The following is a 21,241-nucleotide window of genomic DNA, read 5'->3' as shown; positions in this document are numbered from 1 at the left end:
GGCGCGGGGGGGCTTGCGGGGTGCCGCCTACTTCTTGGTGTTGTGCTCCACCGGCTCGGCGACCGTGACGCGGTCCGCCGCGGGCTCGTCGGCGGTGGCGTCCACGTCGGTCACGTCGTCCACGACGGCGTCGCTCTCGGTGTCCGCGACGACCTTCTCGCGGATGGCCTGGCGCAGCCAGGTCGTGACCACGCCGTCGGCGATCTCCAGGTCGATGCTGGAGTCGTCACTGGCGTCGACGACGGTCGCGAACAACCCGGAGGTGGTCATGACCCGGTCGCCCGGCTCCAGGGAGTTCATCAGCGCCTGCTGCTCCGCGACCGCCCTCTTCTGCTTGCGGGCGCTGAGGAACAGCGGCACCGCGAGCAGCACGAGCAGCAGCGGGAACATCAAGGAGGACAGGTCCATCATTCTCCGATCGACCGGACTGCTCCGGGCGCGAGTCAGCGCCCGGAACGTCCGGATTTCTGGGGTGCCGTTCCCGATTGTGCCAGGTCAGTAATCCTGATCACCCGGAGGCGTCGTCGAACAGCGACCGGGTGGCCTCACCCGGCGCCTGGGGCGGCGGCGTGAGGCCCAGGTGCAGCCACGCCGTGGCGGTCGCGACCCGGCCGCGCGGGGTGCGCGCGAGCATCCCGGCGCGCACCAGGTACGGCTCGCAGACCTCCTCGACGGTGGTCGGCTCCTCCCCCACCGCGACGGCCAGCGTGGAGACGCCGACCGGGCCGCCGCCGAACGACCGGACCAGCGCGCCGAGCACCGCCCGGTCCAGCCGGTCCAGCCCCAGCTCGTCCACGTCGTACACGGCCAGCGCGTCCCGGGCGACCTTGAGGGTGACGGCGCCGTCCGCGCGCACCTCCGCGTAGTCCCGGACCCGCCGGAGCAGGCGGTTGGCGATGCGGGGCGTGCCGCGGGAGCGCCCGGCGATCTCCCGGCCGCCGTCCTCGCGCAGGTCGACGCCGAGGATGCCGGCCGAGCGGCGGACGATCAGCTCCAGCTCGTCGGGCGTGTAGAACTCCATGTGCCCGGTGAAGCCGAACCGGTCGCGCAGCGGCCCGGTGAGGGCGCCGGACCGGGTGGTGGCCCCGACCAGCGTGAACGGGGCGATGTCGAGCGGGATGCTGGTCGCGCCCGGCCCCTTGCCGACGACGACGTCCACCCGGAAGTCCTCCATGGCGAGGTAGAGCATCTCCTCGGCGGGGCGGGCCATCCGGTGGATCTCGTCGATGAACAGCACGTCGCCCTCGACCAGGTTCGACAGCATCGCCGCGAGGTCGCCCGCGCGCTCCAGGGCGGGGCCGGAGGTGATGCGCAGGGACGCGCCCAGCTCGGCCGCGATGATCATGGCGAGGCTGGTCTTGCCCAGGCCGGGCGGGCCGGACAGCAGGACGTGGTCGGGGGGCGCGCCGCGCCGCATCGCGCCGTGCAACACGAGTTCGAGCTGTTCGCGAACCTTCGGCTGGCCGACGAACTCGTGCAGGTCCCTGGGGCGCAGCGTCGACTCGACGTCCCGCTCGGTCGGGTCGGGCAGCGGGTCGAGGGTGTCGCGCTCGCCGGGGTCGGCGAGATCGTCCGACCGGGTGAAATCGGCGGGGTCCGCGAAGTCGTCCGGTCCGAAGGTGGTCATCGCTTGCGGCCCAGCGCGGTCAGGGCGCGGCGGAGCACGTCGGAGGTGCCCAGCGCGCCGTCGGCGGCCAGCACGGCGTCCACCGCGGCCTCCGCCTGCTTGGCCGGGAAGCCCAGGCCCAGCAGGGCCTCGGTGACCTGGGTGCGGACCACGCCCGCGTCGCTCGCCGCGGTGGGCGTCGTCGCCAGTTGGCCGACCTTGTCGCGCAGCTCGATGATCAGCCGCTCGGCGCCCTTGCGGCCGATGCCGGGAACCTGCGTGAGCACGGTGATGTTGCCCTCGGCCAGCGCGGCGCGCAGCTTGTCCGGCTCCAGCACGGCCAGCGTCGCCAGGGCGAGCCGTGGCCCGATCCCGGACACCGTCTGGAGCAGGCCGAACAGCTCGCGCGCCTCGGCGTCGGCGAACCCGAACAGGGTCAGCGAGTCCTCGCGCACCACGAGCGAGGTGGCCAGCGAGGCCTCCTCGCCGCGCCGCAGGGTCGCGAGCGTGGCGGGAGTGGCCTGCACGGCGAAGCCGACACCCCCGACCTCGACGACCACGTGGTCGAGCCCGATGGACTGCACCTGGCCGCGCAGCGACGAGATCACTCGGTCTTACCTCCGGTCTTGGCGACTGCCTGGGCCAGTTTCGCGCGGTGGGTCCGGGCGAGTTCCGCCGCCCTCGCCTGAGCCTCCTCCAGCCGCGACCGCATGGGCGCGCGCCACAGGTGGCAGATGGCCAGCGCCAGCGCGTCGGCGGCGTCCGCGGGCCTGGGCGCGACCTTGAGGCCGAGCAGCTTCGTCACCATCGCGGTCACCTGCGCCTTGTCCGCGCGGCCCGAGCCGGTGACGGCGGCCTTCACCTCGCTGGGCGTGTGGAACACCACGGGCAGGCCCCGGCGCGCGGCCGACAGCGCCACCACCCCGCCCGCCTGGGCGGTGCCCATCGCGGTGCGCACGTTGTGCTGGCTGAACACCCGCTCGACGGCCACCACCTGCGGCCGGTAGGTGTCGAGCCACCGCTCGACGGCGTCGGAGAGCTGGAGCAGGCGCACGGCGAGGTCGGCGTCCGCGGGCGTGCGCACGACGTCCACGGCCACCGGGCGCACCGTGCGGCCGGGGCCGCCGTCGACCACCCCGAACCCGCACCGGGTCAGGCCCGGGTCGACTCCGAACACGCGCACCGCTGGTCCCCTCGAACGACGAACACCAGTTCGAACCTTAGAGGGTCGGGTGCGGGCACGCGGCAGGACACGCGCAGGGTGACGAAACGCCACCCCAGATCGACACAGCGTCACCACTCTTACTAGAGTGGCTCGGTCCACCAGGTCGAGTCCGGTCCCGGCATCGAGGCGAGGTCCATGACCCTGAGGCGGTTCGGCGTCGTCGCGACGGCCGTGTGCGCCCTGGTGTTCGCGATCGTCTGCCTGGTCGTCTCGGGCGCGCTGGACCGGCCCGCCTCCGTCGCCGTCGACAAGTTCACCCAGCTCGTCTTCTCGGTCGCCGCGATGGTGTCGTACTGGCGCGCGGCGCGGCGGCGGCGCGGGGTGGCGCGGCGCTGGCGGCTGTGGATGGCCGCCTCGATGGCGAGCCTGGCGGTCGGCCTGTGCGTGTGGATCTGGGGCCAGGTGGTGCTCGGCGTGGCGCTGCCCTCGACGACGCTGGCGCCGATCGGGTTCATGCTGGTGCCCGTGCTGGGGCTGTGCGCGGTCCTGGTGCTGGCGCACGGCGGCTCCGGCACGCTGCCCGGCCACCGCAGCCGGTTCGTGGTCGTGCTGGACGGGCTGATCGTGGTCGGCTCGCTGTTCGTGCTCACGTGGGTGTCGCTGCTGGAGTCGATGGTCCGCGCGTGGGCCACGTCCGGTCCCGGCTTCGCGACCGTGGTGGCGCACCCGGCGCTGTACCTGGTGATGCTCGTGGTGCTGCTGGTGTCGTCGTGGACGCACCGGTCGGTGCGGCAGCTGCCGGTGCTGTTCATCGCGCTGGCGGGCCTGGCGCAGTCCGGGTCCGGGTGGGTGTTCGCCTACCTGGTCAGCAAGGGCGCCACGGCCATCCCGACGGCCGCGGACATCGGGTTCATGGTGTGCCCGGCACTGTTCTTCCTCGGCTCGATCGCGCCCGGCGGGACGGCCCGGGAGCGCACCGGCGCGACGCGGCTGCGGGCGGGCGAGCTGCTGCACCTGCTCGTGCCGTACCTGCCGATGCTCGTCACCGGCCTGTTCATCGTGGTCGGCACGGCGACGGGCGTGCGGCTGAACCCGTTCGAGATCTACGTGGGCCTGGGCGTGGTGCTGCTGGTGATCGCCCGGCAGCTGCTGACCCTGATCGACAACGTGAAGCTGCTGGACCAGCTGCGGGAGAGCCGGGAGCGGCTGCGGCACCAGGCGTACCACGACCCGTTGACCGGGGTGGCGAACCGGGCGCTGTTCCGGGAGCGGCTGGACGCGGCGCTGGCCGGGACGTCGCCGGTGGTGGTGCTGTTCATCGACGTGGACGGCTTCAAGGACGTCAACGACAACTTCGGGCACGCCGAGGGCGACGCCGTGCTGCGGGTCGTGGCGGCGCGGTTGCAGGCGTGCGTGCGGTCGCAGGACGTGGTGGCGCGGCTGGGCGGCGACGAGTTCGGCGTGCTGGTCGACGGCTACCCGCAGGCGCCGGAGGAGATCGGGCAGCGGGTGCTGGACGCGCTGGGGGCGCCGCACGCCACGGCGTCCGGCACGCACGTGGTGCGCGCGTCGGTGGGGGTGTCGCACCGCGAGGCGTTCGACCCGTCGTTGACCGCCGACGACCTGCTGGGCAGCGCGGACGCGGCGATGTACACGGCGAAGCGGTTGGGCAAGGGGATGGTGGTGGTGCACGGGTCCGTCGAGGCCGACCTGGGAACCGATCTGGGGGCGGAGCGCGCCGGTGACCGCTGACGAGGTGATCGCGCTGCTGGGCCTGGCCGAGCTGCCCGTGGAGGGCGGTTGGTTCGGCCAGTCGTGGCGCTCGGCGGAGGCGTCGGCGATCCACTACCTGCTGCGGGAGGGCGAGTTCTCCGGCGTGCACCGGCTGGACCACCTGGAGGTCTACGCCCACCACGCGGGTTCGGCACTGCGCATGCTCCTGCTGCACCCGGACGGCGAGGTGACCACGCCCGTGCTGGGGTCGGACCTGGCCGCCGGTGAACGCCCGCAGGTCGTGGTGCCCGCGGGCGTGTGGCAGGCGTCCGAACCGGCCGGGCCCTGGTCCCTGGTGGGCACGGTGGTGGTGCCGCCCTACACCGACGACGTGGTCACGTTCGGCGCGGCCGACGTCCTCGCCCCGGCGTACCCCTCGCACGCCGACGCGATCCGCCGCCTCTGCCGCCTCTGACCCGCGAGTCGTAACCCCAGCCCCCACGAGTCGTAAGTTCAGGCCCCGCGAGTCGTAAGTTCAGGCCCCGCGTGTTCTTACCCGCGAGTGAAGAACACGCGGGTCCTGAACGCACGACACGCCCGGCTTGAACGCACGACTCGCGGGGTCAGCCCATCGTCTTCTGGCCGTCGATGGTCTCGCGGATGATGTCGGCGTGACCCGAGTGCTGGGAGGTCTCGGCGATCATGTGCAGCACGACGGTGCGGACCGACCACGACGCGCCGGCCTCGAACCACGGGGCCACGGGAAGCGGGTGGGCAGTGTCCAGGTCCAGCCCCGCCAGGGTGCGCTCGGTCGTGGCGGCGGTCTCCGCGTAGTCCGCCAGCAGGCCGTCCAGGGTCTCGTGCGGCAGCATGCGGAAGCCGTTCTCCCAGTCGGCCTCGACGCTCTCCATCAACTCGGCGCCGCCCACGGCGAACCGCAGCCAGCTCTCCTCGACGGTGCGGACGTGCTTGACCAGCCCTCCCAGGGACAGCTGGCTGGCGGTGGGCGTGAGGCGCGCCTGCTCGTCGGTCAGGCCCCGGACGGTGTGGCGGAGGAAGCCCCGGGCCCTGGCCAGGACCGCCAGCAGGTCGGTCAGCTCGCTCGACGCGATCGCGGTGGTGCTCATGGTGGTCCGCCTTCCGATTCGGTGTCACGGCCAACGCTAGAGAGGAATGCGGACAGGTTCGGTCCTTGATTTGGCGGTGAGCGGGATTCGGGGGTGAAGTCCTGCGCTCGACGGCACTCGTGGGTGGAGTGGGCGGGTGTCGAGGACGTCACGCCCTGCGCGCAGAGCAGCCGGAACCCGGCCACGACGCCGTCCTGGGAGTCGGTGGCCGGCATCCTCCCGGCCATCCTGGGCACCGCCGCCCACCTGAACACCCAGGCCACCCGCACCTGCCCCCGAGAGTCCAAGCCTGGGGGTTGGACTCTCGGGCGGGGGTCAGTTGAGGCTGACGATGGCGGCGTTCAGGGCGGTCGCGAAGCCGACCCACGCCAGGTAGGGCACGAGCAGCAGCGCGGCGGGGCGGTGGCGGCGGCCGAACGCGACGATCAGGGCGACGATCACGACCAGCAGGGCGATGATGTCGACGAGCGCCAGGGTGTACCGCTGGGCGGCGAAGAACAGGGGCGTCCACGCGGCGTTGAGCACGAGCTGGGCGGCGAACAGGCCCAGTTCCCAGCGCACGCCGTGCCGTTTCCAGAACAGCCAGCCGGACACCGCGATCATGACGTACAGAGCCGTCCACACGGGACCGAACAGCCAGGGGGGCGGCGCCCAGGAGGGGGTGTCCAGCTGCTGGTAGCGCTCCGCGGACGACGTCGCGGCGAGTGAGCCGACCACGGCCGCCGCCGCGACCGCGACGGCGAAAACGGCCAGGCCGGCGAGCGGGTGGCGGACCGCAGGCTGCGTCGTCATGGGTCCAGGCTAGGAAGGTGCGGCGGGTCCCGCACGACAGGACGTCGCGCGGCGCGCCCGGCCGGGTGGCTCAGGCGCTCGCCGCCGCCGCCTGCCGGAAGGCGTCCACCAGTTGGGGCCACTTGCCCGCGCGGTCGCGGTTGATGGTCAGCGGTGACGGGTGGGGCGCGTTGAACACCTTCAGCTTGTGGCCGCGACCGGACAGCGTCCACCCGGTGCCCGCCGGGCGGCCCAGCACGACGACCGCCTTGAGGTCCGGCAGCAGCCGCAGGAGGTCCACCAGGTACGGGACGGCGCCGCGCAGCTCGGCGGGGGTGGGCGAGCGGCCGGCGAGGTGCCAGGGCACCACGTTCCAAGCGAGGCAGACCTTGCGGGAAAGCCCGGACTCGGCCACCGCGGTGAAACCGTTGGCGGCGGTCGGGTCGTCGTTGTCCAGCGAGTTGATGCCGGACCGGACGGCCCCCGGATCGGGTGACTCCAGGAGCAGCAGCACCTTCGACCCGGTCCCGCCGCTGGCGGGGTCGAACAGCGGGACGTCGACCTTGCGCTCGGTGGCGATGCGCTGGGCGAACTCCGTGAGCTTCGCCATGTGGGCCGCCTTGACCAGTGCCATCTTGCGCGCGACGAGCACCGGGTTGCGGTGCGCCCGCGGAGCGGAGGGGAAGACGTCCATGGTCGACAAGGGTTCCGGCACGGTCGGGTGGAGGCCATCCGCCGTCCGGGCGTCGTGCGTGGTCAGGCCGTAGCGCTCCGCCGCGCCGGCTCGTCACCGGGATCCGAACGGCCCAACGGGTCACGCTCGCGTGCGGTCCCCGCCGCCGTCCAGGTGCGCAGATGGAGCAGGGTGCCGCCCAGCGGGGGTCGACAGCGTGCGCATCGACTGTTCCGCGTTGGGTTCGCGACACTTCGAGCAAGGGCGAGAGAGCGCTCTCCCCGTTGCCGACCGTTGCCGACCTGGGCTGACCGCCGGAACGGCCGGTGGGCGGGGAACGTGGGTCCCCGGCCGCCGGCCGCGTGCGCGTCCGAGCGGTCCCGGTCAGCCGCCCTTGACCCGGCGGATGGTGTCCCGGTACCAGAGGGCGCTGCTCTTGGGCGTGCGGACCTGGGTGTCGTAGTCCACGTGCACCAGGCCGAAGCGCTTCTCGTAGCCGTAGGACCACTCGAAGTTGTCCATCAGCGACCACGCGAAGTAGCCGCGGACGTCGGCACCCAGCTCGCGGGCCTTGGCGACGGCCGCGATGTGCGAGTCCAGGTAGGCCGTGCGGTCGTCGTCCCGCACGAACCCGGACTCGTCCGGCGCGTCGTCGAACGCCGCACCGTTCTCCGTGATGACCATCGGCACGCCCGGGTAGTCCTCGGCGATCTGCACCAGGAGGTTCGTGAAGCCCTCCGGGACGATCTCCCAGTCCATGGCGGTCACCGGCGCGCCGAACCGGACCTCGCGGCCGACCGGCAGGCCGTCCGCGTCCGCGGTGTTCCCGTTCTCGTCGGTGCCGGAGTGCTTCGCGCTGGAGTAGTAGTTCACGCCCAGCACGTCGATCGGCTGCCGGATGACGTCGAGGTCGCCGTCCTGCACGGGGATGGTGACGCCGCGCGCCGCCAGGTCCTCCACCACGTCCGCCGGGTAGTGCCCCTTGACCAACGGGTCGAGGTAGATGCGGCGGGACAGGCCGTCGGCGCGGCGGGCCGCGGCGCGGTCCGGCTCGCTGTCGGTCTCCGGGGAGGCGTGGCTCATGTTCAGCGTGATGCCGAACTCGGTCGGCCGCGTCGCCGCCTCGCGCATCCGCTGGGTGGCCAGGCCGTGGCCGAGCAGCAGGTGGTGCACGGCGTGGATGGCCGCGCCGAAGTCCTGCCTGCCGGGCGCCTGGCGGCCCTCGTAGTAGCCGAGCATGGCCGTGCACCACGGCTCGTTGAGCGTGGTCCAGGTGCGGACGCGGTCCTGGAGCGCGTCGAACACCAGCATCGAGTAGTCGGCGAACCGGTAGGCGGTGTCGCGGTGCGGCCAGCCGCCCGCGTCCTCCAGCTCCTGCGGCAGGTCCCAGTGGTAGAGCGTCACCCACGGGTCGACGCCCTTGCCGAGCAGCTCGTCCACGAGCCGGTCGTAGAACGCGAGGCCCTTGGCGTTGACCGGGCCCGTGCCGCCCGGCTGCACGCGCGGCCACGCCACGGAGAACCGGTAGGTGTCCACGCCGAGGGAGCGGATCAGCTCCACGTCCTCGGGCATCCGGTGGTAGTGGTCGCAGGCGACGTCGCCGTTCTCGAAGTTCGGCACCATGCCGGGCACTGCGCAGTAGGTGTCCCAGATGGACGGCGTGCGGCCGTCCTCGTCGTGGGCGCCCTCGATCTGGTAGGCGGAAGTCGCCACGCCCCAGCGGAACGAGGCGGGCAGGGTGTCGATCGCGGGGTCGAGCCCGACGGTCGGCGCCGTGGTGTCCATGGATCTCCTCAGGAGGTCGGAGCCAGGTGTCGTGGACCTGGTTCAGGACCCGTTGTCGTGAACGGGGTGCAGCCAGCAGGCCACCGTGCGGTCGGGTCCCACGTGGTCGTGGGGCACGCCGAGCACCGGCACCTCCACGCCGCAGCGCTCCATCGCGTGCGGGCAGCGGGGGTGGAACGAGCAGCCCGGGGGCATGCCGCGCAGGTCCGGTGGCGAACCGGGAATCCCGGTCAGCTCGCGCTTCGGCCCGCGCAGGGCCGGGAACGAGTTCAGCAGCCCGTGGCTGTACGGGTGCTTCGGGTTGCGGTACAGCTCGCCGGAGGTCGCCTCCTCGACGATCCGCCCCCCGTACATGATCGCGATCCGGTCGGAGAACTCGACCAGCAGCGACAGGTCGTGCGTGATGAAGACGACCGAGAAGCCCAGCCGCTCGCGCAGCTCGACGAGCTGGCGCAGGATCTGCCGCTGCACCACCACGTCCAGCGCGGTGGTCGGCTCGTCCATGATGACGACCTTCGGCTCCAGCGCGAGCGCCATGCCGATCATGACGCGCTGGCGCATGCCGCCGGAGAGCTGGTGCGGGTAGCTGTCGAGCCGGTCGCCGGCGATGCCGACGAGGCCGAGCAGCTCACGCGCGCGGGCCAGCCGGGCCGCGGGGGTGCTGCGCGGGTCGTGCGCCTTGATCACGTCGGTGAGCTGGGTGGAGACGCGGTGCACCGGGTTGAGCGAGTTCATCGCGCCCTGGAACACGATCGCGGTCTCCGCCCAGCGGAACGCGCGCAGCTCGGCGTGCGACATGCGCAGCACGTCCACGGGCTCGCCGCCGTCGCGGTGGTACAGCACCTCGCCACCGGAGATCACGCCGGGCGGCGGCAGGAGCCTGGTCAGGCCGTAGGCCAGGGTGGACTTGCCGCTGCCGCTCTCCCCCGCCAGGCCGAGCACCTCGCCCCGGTGCAGGGTGAGGTCGACGTCCCGGACGGCGTGCACGGCCTCGTCCCCCAGGCCGTAGTCCACGTTGAGGCCGCGGACCTCCAGCACTGCGTCGCTCACGACTCCGCCTTCCCGTTGGCCCCGGCCCCGACCTTCGGCGGGGTCTTCCCGACCGGTGTGGACGCCAGCACCGGCGTGAAGCCGACGCGCATCCGCACGGTGTGGCCGTCCGCGGTCTTGACGCTGGTCTTGCCGCCGCCGCGCAGGCGCGGGCTGACGAACTCGTCGATGCCGAAGTTGACCAGCGACAGCGCGGTGCCCAGCAGCGCGATGGCGAGGCCCGCGGGGACGAACCACCACCACGCGCCCTGGCCGAGCGCCTGCTGGCTCTGCGCCCAGTACAGGACGGTGCCCCAGTTCCAGCCGCTGCCCGCGCCGACGCCGATGAACGCCAGCGTGATCTCCAGCGTCACGGCGAAGATGACCGTGCCGACGAAGCCGGAGGCGATGACCGCGGTGAGGTTGGGCAGGATCTCGAACAGGATGATCCGCCACGTCTTCTCGCCGGTGGCGCGCGCGGCCTCCACGTAGTCGCGGCCGCGCAGCGACAGCGTCTGGGCCCGCAGCACCCGCGCGCCCCACGCCCAGGACGTGAAGCCGATGAGCAGCGCGATGGTGAGCGTGCCGGTCTCCGGCAGCGTGGACGTGATGATGATCATCAGTGGCAGTGCCGGGAGCACCAGGAACACGTTGGACAGCGCGGACAGCACCTCGCTGCCCGCCCCGCCGAGGTAGCCGGAGGTGACGCCGACCAGCACCGACAGCACGGTGGCCACGATGCCCGCCACGAAGCCGACGACGATGACGCTCTGGGTGCCCACGACGACCTGGCTGAAGATGTCCTGGCCGAGGTGGGTGGTGCCGAACCAGTGGGCCGCCGACGGCGGCTGGAGCAGGTCGCTGCTGCGCGCCGACGGGTCGTAGGGGGCGATCCACGGCCCGATCAGCGCGATCAGGGCGAAGAAGCCCAGCAGGACCAGGCCGACGGTGGCCTTGGGGTTGGCCACGAACCGCAGCCTGCGGCGCTTCACCGGCGCCGCGGCCGGGGTCGACGCCGCGGTGGAGGGAACGACGGTCACTGCTCAGCCCTCCCGTCGGGTGCGCGGGTCGAGCGCGAGGTAGGCCACGTCGGCGAGGAAGTTCGCCAGCAGCACGGACAGCGTGATGATGAGGAAGATGCCCTGCATGAGCGGGTAGTCCTTGGCGCCGACGGCCTGGAACAGCTGGAGGCCGAGGCCGGGGTAGGAGAACACGATCTCCACCAGCAGCGTGCCGCCGACGATGAAGCCCAGCGACAGCGCGAACCCGGAAACGTTGGGCAGCAGCGCGTTGCGGGCCGCGTAGGACAGCATCACGCGGCGGTCGGTGAGGCCCTTGGCGTGCGCGACGGTCACGTAGTCCTCGGAGGCCACCGTGACCATCATGTTGCGCATGCTCAGGATCCAGCCCGCCATCGACGAGATCAGGATGGTGAACGCGGGCAGGATGCCGTGCCGGATGACGCTGCCGATGAACTCCGGGTCCGGGTTGGGCACGAGGCCGTTGTCGTACGCGCCGGAGGCCGGGAAGAAGCTGTCCGGCCCGGTGAGCAGCGCGATCGCGATGAGGCCCAGCCAGAAGTACGGGATGGACGACACGAACGTGGTGATCGGGATCAGCGCGTCGGCCCACGAGCCGCGCCGCCAGCCGATGCCCGTGCCCAGCGCCGTGCCGATGACGAACCCGAGCACGGTGGTGATGCCGACCAGGCCGAGCGTCCACGGCAGGCCGTCGCCGATGACCTGCGACACCGGCGACGGGAAGTAGGTGAACGACAGGCCCAGGTCGCCGGACAGCAGCTGGCCGAGGTAGGTGAAGTACTGCTCCAGCAGGCTCTCGTCCTTGTCCAGCCCGAAGAGCACGTAGAGCGACTGCACGGCCTCGCTGGTCATCTGGCCGCGCGAGCGGGTGATCAGCGCCTGCACCGGGTCGCCGGGGATGACGCGCGGGATGAAGAAGTTGATGGTGATCGCGGCCCACGCGGTGAACAGGTAGAACGCGATCCGCTTGAGGAGGTAGCTCACCGCCCGTCCTCCCGCCGCAGCTTCACCCGGTCGGCGTCGGACAGGTCGCCGTAGAGCCAGCACGCGGCGAAGTGCGCCCCGTCGCCGACCGCACCGGCCGCACCGGCCGCGGCGCCGTCGTCGCCGATGGCGAACCGCGGCGGCGCCTTCTCCGGGCACACCTTCATGGCGTGCGGGCAGCGCGGGTGGAACCGGCAGCCGGACGGCGGCGTGATCAGCGACGGGGGCTCGCCCGTGCCGCCGTCCTTGACCTCGGCGGCGGGGCGGTCGGGGTCGGGCGCGGAGTCGATGAGCAGCTGCGTGTACGGGTGCGCGGGCCGCTGCGTGACGGTCTCGCTGTCGCCGCCCTCGACGATGCCGCCCGCGTACATCACGAACGTCTCGTCGGCGAAGTAGCGCGCCGAGGCGATGTCGTGGGTGATGTAGAGGATGGCGAGGTGCAGGCGCTCCTTGAGGTCGCGCAGCAGGTTCAGCACGCCGAGCCGGATGGAGACGTCCAGCATCGACACCGGCTCGTCGGCCAGCAGCACCTCGGGGTCGGCGCCGAGGGCGCGCGCGATCGCGACGCGCTGGCGCTGGCCGCCGGACAGCTCGTGCGGGAACTTGTCGATGTACCGCTCGGGCGGGGTGAGCTGCACCCGGGTGAGCAGGTCGACCAGCGCCTGCTCCTGCTCGGCGGCGTTCGTGCCCGCGTTCCCGTGGATCTTCAGCGCCCGGGTGAGGTGGTAGCGCACGGTGTGCACGGGGTTCAGCGACGCGAACGGGTCCTGGAAGATCATCTGGACGCGCTTGCTGTACGCCCGGAAGCGCTTGCCGCCCTTGGTGTCGACCGGCTCGCCGTGCAGCCGGATCGCACCGGAGGTCCGGGGGTAGAGCTGCGCCAGCAGGCGGGCCACCGTCGACTTGCCCGAACCGGACTCGCCGACCAGCGCGGTGACCCGGCCGCGGTGCAGCCTGAGCGTCACGTCCTCGACCGCGCGCACGGAGCGCACCGCCCTGGACAGCAGCTCTCGCCCGCGCTTGCGGACCGGGAAGTGCTTGGTCAGGCCGTCGGCCTCCAGGACCACCTCTGCGGTGGTCCCGGAGGCCGACGGGGAAGTGCTCGTCGTCATGCGGCCGGCTTCAGGTGCATGACCACGTCGAGCGCGTTCTCCAGCGTGGGCTGGGCGGGCGCGTACGGGTTGGCCTCGTCCGGCCAGCCGATCCAGTTCTTGGTGCTGTACTGGCCGCCCGCGTTGGCCGCGGAGGTGATGGCGACCGGCATGTCGCGGACGTGGATCTGCTGGAGCTTGTGCATCGCCGCGGTGCGGGTGGCCTCGTCCGGGGCGTTGGCGAAGTCGTTCAGCGCCGCGGTGGCCTCGGGGTTCTCGTAACGGCCGTAGTTGCCGTTGATGCCGCCCTCGCCGATCGGCTTGTAGAGCGCGCCGTTCATGATGTTCTCGTAGATGTCGTACGGCGTCGGGCCGTTGTTGGTCCAGTGCAGCGCGGCCTGAAAGTCACCGGTGTCGAGCGCCTTGGTCCACGCGTCGGCGTTCGGCAGGTCGACGGTCGCCTCGATGCCGATCTGCGAGACGTTGTCCTTGATGATCTCCAGGTTCGTCACGTAGTCCGACCAGCCCGAGGGCACGGTCATCTTCAGCGTGACGGGCTGGCCCGACGGGTCCTTGAGCTTGTCGCCGTCGAAGGTGAAGCCCGCGGCGGTCAGCTCCTTCTTCGCGCCCTCGACGTCGACCTTGACGGTCTTGTCCTTGAACTCGGGCGCGATGTACGAGGCGCCGGCGGGCAGCGGGATGCCCGTGATGTGGTCGACCTTCGGGTAGAAGTACCCGGCCTCGCCCTGGGTGAAGATGTCGTCGCGGTTGATCACCATGTTGACCGCGCGGCGCAGGGCCGGGTTGTCCCACGGCGTGACCTTCGTGTTGAACCACAGGCCGTGGATGCCCAGCACCGGCGGGAACCAGAGCTTGTAGTGCTCGGGGTCCTTCGAGGTGTAGACGGCCTCGTAGTTCGGGATGAACACGAAGCTCCACTCGGCCGCGCCGGTCGCGAGGGCGGTGGTCTGCGCGTTGTTGTCGCTGTAGGAGGTGTAGCGGACCTCCTTGACCTTCGGCAGCTCCTGCCAGTACGAGTCGCGCACGGCCAGCGTGACGGTCTGCGGCGTGAACGACTTCAGCGTGTACGGGCCGCTGCCGACGGGGGTCTTGACCGTCTCGGTGGTGGGGCTCGCGATCGTCGACCAGATGTGCTTGGGCACGATGAGCTGTTCGAGGATCTTCTTCTGGTTCACGAACTGCGACCGGGGGAAGACCACGTCGACCTTGGTGCCGGAGGACGACACCTGGTCGTAGGGCACCGAGTCGATGTTCAGGCCGGGGTTGGCCTTGAGCAGCTGGAAGGTGAACGCCACGTCCTCGGCGGTCAGCGGCTTGCCGTCGGACCAGGTCACGCCGTCGCGGATGGTCAGGCTGAGCTTGGTGTAGTTGTCGGCCCACGTCCACTCGGTGGCCAGCCACGGCTTGGGCTTCTCCGTGGGGTTCACCTCGTTGACCATCGCCAGCGGCTCGAACAGGAGCCTGCGGTAGCCGAGCGAACTGGCCGCCGACGAGTTGAGGAACGGGTTGTTGTTCTCGGTCTGCGGGCCGTTCGGCATGCCGACGTTCAGCACGCCTTCGGTGTTGCTGCTGTTCGTGCCGGGGTTCGTGGCCGAACAGGCGGCCGAGAACAGCAGGGCTGCCGCGACGGCGAGGGCGGACGTTCGCCTGAGTCGCATGGGTTCTCCTTGTCGGGGCGGGGAAGGGCGAGCGCTCGGGTTGGTGCGGACCGCGGTGCCATCGCGGTGTGGGGCGCTGCGTGCGTCCCGGTGTCGTTGGAGAACTCAACCCCGGTGAGCCAAGTCACGTCAATAACGAACAGGTTACAAACTTAGTCTAATTTTAAGTCGCAAACTAAGGTCCGACGGGTGGCTCCGAAGCGCACCACCGTCCGCGACCTGCGTCGGCAGAACCGTTCGACGCTGTTGTCGACGCTGTTCTTCGACGGGCCCCTGAGCAGGTACGAGCTGTCCGGCCTGTCCGGGCTGTCCGCCGCGACGGTGTCCAACGTGACCGCCGAACTGGTCGAGGACGGGCTGGTGGTCGAGGCCGGATCGGTCGACTCCGACGGCGGCCGGCCGCGCGTGCTGCTGCGCGTCAACCCCGCGTTCGGGCACGTGGTGGGCGTCGACGTCGGGGAGACCGGGGTCAAGGTCGAGCTGTTCGACCTGGGCCTGCGGCAGCTCGGCGCGGCCGACCACGCCCTGTCGGTGGGCTCCCCCGGCGCGGTCGCCTCGCTCATCGCGTCGTCGGTCCGGGACGTGGTCGCCGCGGCCGGTGTGCCCGCGTCGACCGTGCTCGGCGTGGGGATCGGCGTTCCCGGGACGGTCGAGCAGGGCACCACCGCCGTGGTGCACGCGCCGACCATCGGCTGGGACGCCGTGCGACTGGAGGAGCTGATCCGGTCGGCCGGCGGCACGTGGCCGCTGTACGTGGAGAACGGGGCCAAGACCCAGGGCCAGGCCGAGATGTGGTTCGGCGCGGGACGGGGTGCCCGGCACGTCGTGATAGCCCTCATCGGCTCCGGCGTCGGCGCGGCCGTGGTGGCGGACGGCGACGTGTACCGGGGTGCGACCAGTTCCGCGGGCGAGTGGGGTCACACCACGATCGTGTACGGCGGTCGGCCCTGCCGGTGCGGCGCCCTCGGGTGCCTGGAGGCGTACGTCGGCGCGGAGGGCATCCTCGACCGGTACCGGAAGGCGCGCGGCCGTTCCGCGCCCGACCTCCTCGCCGGTGACGACGAGCAGTCGGCCGTGGCGGCGTTGATCGCGGCGGCGGCGCACTCGAAGACGGCGGCGCGCGTGCTGGAGGAGACGGCGGGCTACCTGGGGGCCGGGATCGCGAACCTGGTGAACCTGTTCAACCCGGAGCGCATCGTGCTGGGTGGGTGGGCCGGCCTGGCCCTGGGCGCGCACCAGTTGGACGCGATCGTGGCGGCGACCCGTGCCCACGCCCTCCGCCACCCGTACGACCAGACCACCCTCACCGTGGGCCACTTCGGGCCGGACGCGGTGGCCGTGGGCGCCGCCACCCTCCCCGTGGCCGCCCTCCTGGAGGGCGCGGCCGACCCCCGCAAACCCACCACCCGAACCGCCGACATCGCCTGACCACCTCGAACCGCGAGAGTCCAACCCCCAGGTCCCGAGAGCCCAACCCCCAGGTCGCGCGAGTCGTACGTTCGAGACCCGCGAGTCGTACGTTCAGGTCGCGTAAGTCGAACGTTCGAGACCCACGGGTCCTCTACTCGGGAGTGAAGAACTCGGGAGTCCTGAACGTACGACTCGCCGGACCTGGAGGTTCGACTCGCGGGACCTGAACGTACGACTCGCGGGACCTGAACGTACGACTCGCGGGGCCTGGGGTGGGCTCTCGTGGTGCGGAGAGCGCTCTCCGAGCGTGGCAGAATGGGGGTATGAGCAGACCGCAGACGGCTCCGCCGACGTTGGAAGACGTGGCGCGGGTCGCCGGCGTGTCCCGGGCGACGGTGTCACGCGTCATCAACGGCACGCGCAACGTCGACCGCAAGATCCAGGAGGTCGTGCGCGCCGCCGTCGACCAGACCGGGTACGCGCCCAACCGCGCGGCCAGGTCCCTGGTGACCAAGCGGACCGGCACGATCGCGCTCGTCGTGTCCGGCGCGGGCGAGCAGGGCGAGGAGGACGCGTTCGCCTCGCGCGTGTTCGCCGACCCCTTCTTCGGCCGGGTGGCCAGCGGCGTGGTCGGGTTCCTGCGCACGCGCGGCGTGCACCCCGTGCTGATGGTCGCCGACACCGACCGCGCGCGCGAGGACGTGCTCGCGTTCCTGCGGCAGGGCAGCGCCGACGGCGCGCTGCTCGTGTCCACGCACGCCGAGGACCCGCTGCCCGCGCGCCTGGCGGAGGCGAAGGTCCCGGCCGTGCTGTTCGCGCGGCCCGCGCGCCCGGTGCCGATCAGCTACGTCGACCTCGACCACCAGGCCGGCGCGAAGCTCGCCGCCGACCTGCTGGTGGAACTGGGCTGCACGCAGGTCGCCACCATCACGGGACCGCTCGACGTCCCGGCATCGCAGAACAGGTTGACCGGGTTCCGGGACGCGATGGCGCGTCACGGTTTTCCGTACGTCCCGATCGCCGAGGGCGGTTTCACGGCCGCGAGCGGTGAGGTCGCGATGGAGCGGCTGCTCGCCGAGCACCCGGGGGTCGACGGGGTGTTCGCGGCCAATGACCTGATGGCGCAGGGAGCGCTGAACATCCTTCAGCAGCACGGGAAACGCGTGCCGCAGGACGTGGCGCTCATCGGTTTCGACGACAGCGGCCCGGCGCTCGCGTGCCGACCGCAGCTCACGACGGTGCGCCAACCGGTGGAGGACATGGCCGCCGAGATGGCCCGCATGCTGCTGGGCCAGGTGGACGACCCGGACCAGCGCCCGAGATCGGTCATCTTCGAGCCGTCGCTGGTGGTGCGGGGCTCCGCCTGAGCCGTCGTTGACGTCTTCGCAACACGGGCGTTACCCTCCGAGAGAGCGCTCTCCCAGCGCCTCCGGTGCCACGGAGGCCACAGCTCCGGGCCATCTGCCCCCTTGCCTCAGTCAGGTAGGACCATGAGCTATCCACGTCCCCGCACCCGTTCACGGGTCCTGACCGCCGCGCTCGCCCTCGGGCTCGCCGCGGTGCTCAGCCCCGTCATCGCCAGCACCTCCGCGAGCGCCGCCGAGTGCGGCACGACCAACGCCGCGCTGAACCGCCCGGCCACGGCGTCGTCCACCGAGAACGGCGGTACCCCTGCCACCGCCGCTGTCGACGGGAACACCGGCACGCGCTGGTCCAGCGCGTTCGCCGACCCCCAGTGGCTCCAGGTGGACCTCGGCTCCGTGCAGCAGGTCTGCCGCGTGTCGCTGACCTGGGAAGCGGCCTACGGCCGGTCGTTCCAGGTCCAGTTGTCGGACAACGCGTCCACCTGGAACACCGTCTACTCCACCACGACCGGCACCGGCGGCGTGCAGAACCTGACCGTGGCGGGCTCCGGCCGCTACGTCCGGGTGCACGGCACGGCGCGCGCGACCGGCTACGGCTACTCGCTGTGGGAGCTGTCGGTGAACACCGAGACCACCGGCGGGATCGTCATCCCGCCGACCGACCCGCGCAACCCGGACTTCGGCCCGAACGTGCTGGTCTACGGTCCCGGTTACGACCGTGCCGCCATGCAGTCCCGGTTGGACCAGATCGCCGCCCAGATGAAGACCAACCAGTTCGGTTCCGAGCGGTACGCCGTGCTCTACAAGCCCGGTGTCTACGACGCCGACGTGAACCTGCGCTTCTACACCCAGGTGGCGGGTCTCGGCCTGCGCCCGGACGACGTGCGGCTCAACGGCCACGTGCGCGTCGAGGCGGACTGGTTGCAGCAGGGCGACAACCCGAACAACCTCGGCAACGCGACGCAGAACTTCTGGCGCCAGGCCGAGAACATGTTCGTCAACCTGCCGGCCGGCCAGATCGAGCGGTGGGCCGTGTCGCAGGCGGCGTCGTACCGGCGCATGCACCTCAGCGGCCAGGTCCAGCTGTGGAACGGCGGTGACGGCTGGGCGTCCGGCGGTCTCATCGTGGACAGCAAGATCGACGGCGTCGCGGTGTCCGGTTCGCAGCAGCAGTTCCTGACCCGCAACAGCAACCTCGCGGGCGGCTGGAACGGCTCGGTGTGGAACATGGTTTTCGTCGGCTCGCAGGGCGCGCCCGCGCAGCACTTCCCGAACCCCTCGCACACCACGGTCGACACCACGCCGGTCGTGCGCGAGAAGCCGTTCCTGCACTTCGAGAACGGCGAGTACAAGGTGTTCGTCCCGGCGCTGCGGCACAACTCGCGCGGCACCAGCTGGGAGAACGGCGCGCCCGCCGGCCAGTCCATCTCGCTGGCCGACTTCTTCATCGTCAAGCCGGGCACGCCCGTCGCGACGACGAACGCGGCGCTGGCGCAGGGCAAGCACCTGCTGCTGACGCCCGGCGTGCACCGCCTGAACGACACCATCAACGTCACCCGCCCGAACACCGTGGTGCTGGGCCTGGGTCTCGCGACCCTGTCCCCCGACACCGGCAGGGCGGCCATGGCGGTGTCCGATGTGGATGGCGTGAAGCTCGCCGGCTTCCTCGTCGACGCCGGCGTGCAGAACTCCCCCGTGCTGCTCCAGCTCGGCCCGGCGAACTCGTCGGCCTCGCACGCCGCCAACCCGACCTCGATGCACGACGTGTACCTGCGCGTCGGCGGGCCCCAGGCGGGCAAGGCGACGGTGTCGCTGGAGGTCAACAGCGACGACGTGATCATCGACCACACGTGGGTGTGGCGTGCCGACCACGGCACCGGTCCCACCGGCTGGACCGCCAACACCGGCCGCAACGGCGTCGTCGTCAACGGCGACAACGTGACGGCGTACGGGTTGTTCGTCGAGCACTACCAGCAGTACAACACGGTGTGGAACGGGAACGGCGGCCGCACGTACTTCTACCAGAACGAGCTGCCGTACGACCCGCCGAACCAGGCCGCGTGGATGAACGGCTCGCAGCTGGGCTGGGCCGGGTACAAGGTGGCCGACCACGTCACGACCCACGAGGGCTGGGGCATGGGGGTGTACTCGTTCAACCAGGCCGACCCGAGCATCCGGACGGCGAACGGCTTCGAGGTGCCCAACCGGCCGGGCGTGCGGTTGCACGACCTGGTGACGGTGTCGCTCGGCGGTGTGGGCACGATCGACAACGTCGTGAACGGCGTCGGCGGGCCGGCGAACACCGCCACGCAGCAGCGGTACGTGGTCGACTACCCGTGATCGCTTCGGCGTGACGGTTCGCCCGACCGCCGTTCGACCTCCGCTCGACGACAGCCCCCGCCGGGTCTCCCGGCGGGGGCTGTCGCGTCGTGCTTCGCCGCGTGGGGCTCAGCCCGGCATCACGCAGAACGGGTGCCCCTCGGGGTCGAGCAGCACCGTCCAGTCGTCCCCACCGGGCTGGTGGTCGGGCTTGGTGGCGCCGAGCGAGACGAACGTGGCGACCGCGTCGGCCACGTCGGGCACCTCGAAGTCGACGTGGGCGTGCACGCGCTCCTCCGGCCAGGACGGTCCCCGGTACCCCTCGACCTTCTGGAAGCCGAGCCGGGCGGCGTCCTTGGTGCCCAGGAAGACGTACGTGTCATCGGAGTAGCTCGGCTCCCAGCCGAGTGCCGACCGGTAGAACTCGGCCAGCTTCGCCGGGTCGGCGCTGTCCAGGATGACGGTGGTGATGCGCATCGGACGTCCCTTCTCCTCTGGTGGGCACCAGCCTGCCCGTACCCAGGGGGTCAGGTCTTGAACCTCCTCGCCGAGGGATGTCGTGACCCGGACCGCGCGCCCGGGCGGTCGGCGCCGGCGGGCGGTCCGGGCCGCTAGTCCTCGGACAGCGGCGCGGCGTTGGTCGGCATCCGGACGGCGCGCAGGAACTCGAACAGCAGCCACGGCCGCCGTCCGGTGACGCGCAGCTTGCCGGTGAGCGCGGCGCGGGTGCGGCTGACCCGACCGAACAGCACGAGGTGCAGCGCGGCCGGGTCGAAGCCCAGGCGCACGTCGACCGGCCCGCCCGGTTCCTCGACCGAGACCCGGCCCCGGTGCAGGACGAGCGTCACCGGCTTCGTGTGGCGGGAGCGGAAGGCGACGGCGATGCGGCGGTCGTTCGACGGTGCGCCGTCGAACAGGCTGCCGACGTCGTTGCGGATCATGCCGACGATGAACAGGTCGAAGAACGGCGCGGCTTCGCGGGCCGGGATGGGCCACGGCGCGCCGACCGCGCGGGCGATGTCCCAGCCGTGGATCAGCATCTCGTTGACCAGGTGGGCGAGCACGCCGCCGACCGGGACCCGGGACGCGCCGAGCCACGGCACGGTCCGCTCCGGGTCCGTCCGGGTGGTCAGGTCGAGGACGGTGGCGACCGAAGACCGGAGGGTGGCGGCCAGGGCCGCCGGGTTCCGCTCGTGGAAGCGCCCCAGCACCAGGGTGTTGATGTCGGCGACCGTGTCCACGGTGACGGTGGGGATGCGGGCGGCGATGACCGGGTCGGCCACCTCGGGCTCCGGCGCGAGCAGCGTGGTGTAGAGCGAGGCGATGGTGACGACGTGCGCGGCCGTGTCGGCGACCGTCCACTCCGCCGTGGCGGGCGCGGCCGGGTCGTGCGCCTCGACCAGGTCCGCGAACCTCGCCGTGACGACGGGCAGGACCTCGCGCACCGCCGCCCACTGATCGGACACATCCCCCACGGCAACCTCC

Annotated in this window: 20 protein-coding genes; 5 read left to right on the top strand and 15 right to left on the bottom strand. The window is 71.6% G+C overall.

Features of this window, described 5'->3' with window-relative positions; translation table 11 throughout:
• Positions 1–27: 27 nt before the first annotated feature.
• The 4 genes from yajC to ruvC form a co-directional block, all read right to left on the bottom strand.
• Positions 28–408 carry a preprotein translocase subunit YajC gene (gene yajC / locus J2S66_RS01950; protein WP_310302997.1) on the bottom strand — a complete coding sequence of 127 codons (381 nt, stop codon included), beginning with the start codon at positions 406–408 and terminating at the stop codon, positions 28–30.
• Between the two features lie 100 nt (positions 409–508).
• A complete protein-coding gene (gene ruvB, locus J2S66_RS01945; RefSeq protein WP_310302994.1) occupies positions 509–1,627 on the bottom strand; it encodes a Holliday junction branch migration DNA helicase RuvB in 1,119 nt (372 codons plus the stop codon).
• Entirely contained in the window at positions 1,624–2,214 is a 591-nt protein-coding gene (gene ruvA, locus J2S66_RS01940) for a Holliday junction branch migration protein RuvA (RefSeq protein ID WP_306745445.1), read from the bottom strand. The genes ruvB and ruvA overlap by 4 nt, the downstream gene beginning before the upstream one ends.
• Positions 2,211–2,789, bottom strand: coding sequence for a crossover junction endodeoxyribonuclease RuvC (ruvC, locus tag J2S66_RS01935; protein WP_310302987.1), 579 nt, complete (start codon positions 2,787–2,789; stop codon positions 2,211–2,213). The genes ruvA and ruvC overlap by 4 nt, the downstream gene beginning before the upstream one ends.
• A 177-nt stretch (positions 2,790–2,966) precedes the next feature.
• On the opposite strand from ruvC, the gene J2S66_RS01930 reads away from it, so the two are divergent.
• On the top strand, positions 2,967–4,523 hold the full coding sequence (locus tag J2S66_RS01930; protein ID WP_310302985.1) for a diguanylate cyclase domain-containing protein: 1,557 nt from the start codon (positions 2,967–2,969) through the stop codon (positions 4,521–4,523).
• Positions 4,513–4,959, top strand: coding sequence for a cupin domain-containing protein (locus tag J2S66_RS01925; RefSeq protein WP_310302982.1), 447 nt, complete (start codon positions 4,513–4,515; stop codon positions 4,957–4,959). The genes J2S66_RS01930 and J2S66_RS01925 overlap by 11 nt, the downstream gene beginning before the upstream one ends.
• 148 nt (positions 4,960–5,107) lie before the next feature.
• Here J2S66_RS01925 and J2S66_RS01920 read toward each other — a convergent pair whose 3' ends face one another.
• The 9 genes from J2S66_RS01920 to J2S66_RS01875 all read right to left on the bottom strand — a co-directional run bounded on the left by J2S66_RS01920 (position 5,108) and on the right by J2S66_RS01875 (position 14,663).
• Positions 5,108–5,611 (bottom strand): DinB family protein, encoded by a 504-nt coding sequence (locus tag J2S66_RS01920; RefSeq protein ID WP_310302979.1) that lies wholly within the window; start codon positions 5,609–5,611, stop codon positions 5,108–5,110.
• A gap of 315 nt (positions 5,612–5,926) precedes the next feature.
• Positions 5,927–6,403, bottom strand: a complete 477-nt coding sequence (locus tag J2S66_RS01915) for a TspO/MBR family protein (protein WP_310302977.1) — start codon at positions 6,401–6,403, stop codon at positions 5,927–5,929.
• Positions 6,404–6,473: 70 nt separating this feature from the next.
• Positions 6,474–7,076 (bottom strand): uracil-DNA glycosylase, encoded by a 603-nt coding sequence (locus J2S66_RS01910; protein ID WP_310302975.1) that lies wholly within the window; start codon positions 7,074–7,076, stop codon positions 6,474–6,476.
• A gap of 363 nt (positions 7,077–7,439) precedes the next feature.
• Positions 7,440–8,840, bottom strand: coding sequence for a GH1 family beta-glucosidase (locus J2S66_RS01905; RefSeq protein ID WP_310302973.1), 1,401 nt, complete (start codon positions 8,838–8,840; stop codon positions 7,440–7,442).
• Between the two features lie 42 nt (positions 8,841–8,882).
• Positions 8,883–9,890 (bottom strand): ABC transporter ATP-binding protein, encoded by a 1,008-nt coding sequence (locus tag J2S66_RS01900; RefSeq protein WP_310302970.1) that lies wholly within the window; start codon positions 9,888–9,890, stop codon positions 8,883–8,885.
• Positions 9,887–10,909, bottom strand: a complete 1,023-nt coding sequence (locus tag J2S66_RS01895; RefSeq protein WP_310302967.1) for an ABC transporter permease — start codon at positions 10,907–10,909, stop codon at positions 9,887–9,889. The genes J2S66_RS01900 and J2S66_RS01895 overlap by 4 nt, the downstream gene beginning before the upstream one ends.
• A gap of 3 nt (positions 10,910–10,912) precedes the next feature.
• Complete coding sequence (locus J2S66_RS01890; RefSeq protein WP_310302965.1) at positions 10,913–11,893, bottom strand: ABC transporter permease; 981 nt, start codon at positions 11,891–11,893, stop codon at positions 10,913–10,915.
• The gene (locus J2S66_RS37050) at positions 11,890–13,005 is read right to left on the bottom strand and encodes an ABC transporter ATP-binding protein (RefSeq protein WP_374726059.1); all 1,116 of its coding nucleotides are present in this window, start codon (positions 13,003–13,005) and stop codon (positions 11,890–11,892) included. The genes J2S66_RS01890 and J2S66_RS37050 overlap by 4 nt, the downstream gene beginning before the upstream one ends.
• Entirely contained in the window at positions 13,002–14,663 is a 1,662-nt protein-coding gene (locus J2S66_RS01875; protein WP_310302963.1) for an ABC transporter substrate-binding protein, read from the bottom strand. The genes J2S66_RS37050 and J2S66_RS01875 overlap by 4 nt, the downstream gene beginning before the upstream one ends.
• Before the next feature lie 189 nt (positions 14,664–14,852).
• On the opposite strand from J2S66_RS01875, the gene J2S66_RS01870 reads away from it, so the two are divergent.
• The 3 genes from J2S66_RS01870 to J2S66_RS01860 all read left to right on the top strand — a co-directional run bounded on the left by J2S66_RS01870 (position 14,853) and on the right by J2S66_RS01860 (position 19,777).
• On the top strand, positions 14,853–16,091 hold the full coding sequence (locus J2S66_RS01870) for an ROK family protein (RefSeq protein ID WP_310302961.1): 1,239 nt from the start codon (positions 14,853–14,855) through the stop codon (positions 16,089–16,091).
• Between the two features lie 305 nt (positions 16,092–16,396).
• Complete coding sequence (locus J2S66_RS01865; RefSeq protein WP_310302959.1) at positions 16,397–17,440, top strand: LacI family DNA-binding transcriptional regulator; 1,044 nt, start codon at positions 16,397–16,399, stop codon at positions 17,438–17,440.
• A gap of 123 nt (positions 17,441–17,563) precedes the next feature.
• The gene (locus J2S66_RS01860) at positions 17,564–19,777 is read left to right on the top strand and encodes a pectate lyase-like domain-containing protein (RefSeq protein WP_310302957.1); all 2,214 of its coding nucleotides are present in this window, start codon (positions 17,564–17,566) and stop codon (positions 19,775–19,777) included.
• A gap of 108 nt (positions 19,778–19,885) precedes the next feature.
• On the opposite strand, the gene J2S66_RS01855 is transcribed toward J2S66_RS01860, so the two are convergent.
• A complete protein-coding gene (locus tag J2S66_RS01855; RefSeq protein WP_310302954.1) occupies positions 19,886–20,233 on the bottom strand; it encodes a VOC family protein in 348 nt (115 codons plus the stop codon).
• Between the two features lie 134 nt (positions 20,234–20,367).
• A complete protein-coding gene (locus J2S66_RS01850) occupies positions 20,368–21,231 on the bottom strand; it encodes a maleylpyruvate isomerase N-terminal domain-containing protein (RefSeq protein ID WP_310302952.1) in 864 nt (287 codons plus the stop codon).
• Positions 21,232–21,241: the final 10 nt, after the last annotated feature.

It is taken from the genome of Saccharothrix longispora (genome assembly GCF_031455225.1).
GTDB lineage: Bacteria > Actinomycetota > Actinomycetes > Mycobacteriales > Pseudonocardiaceae > Actinosynnema > Actinosynnema longispora.
Note: the sequence above shows the minus strand (reverse complement) of the source record. Positions and strands in the feature narration are given on the sequence as shown.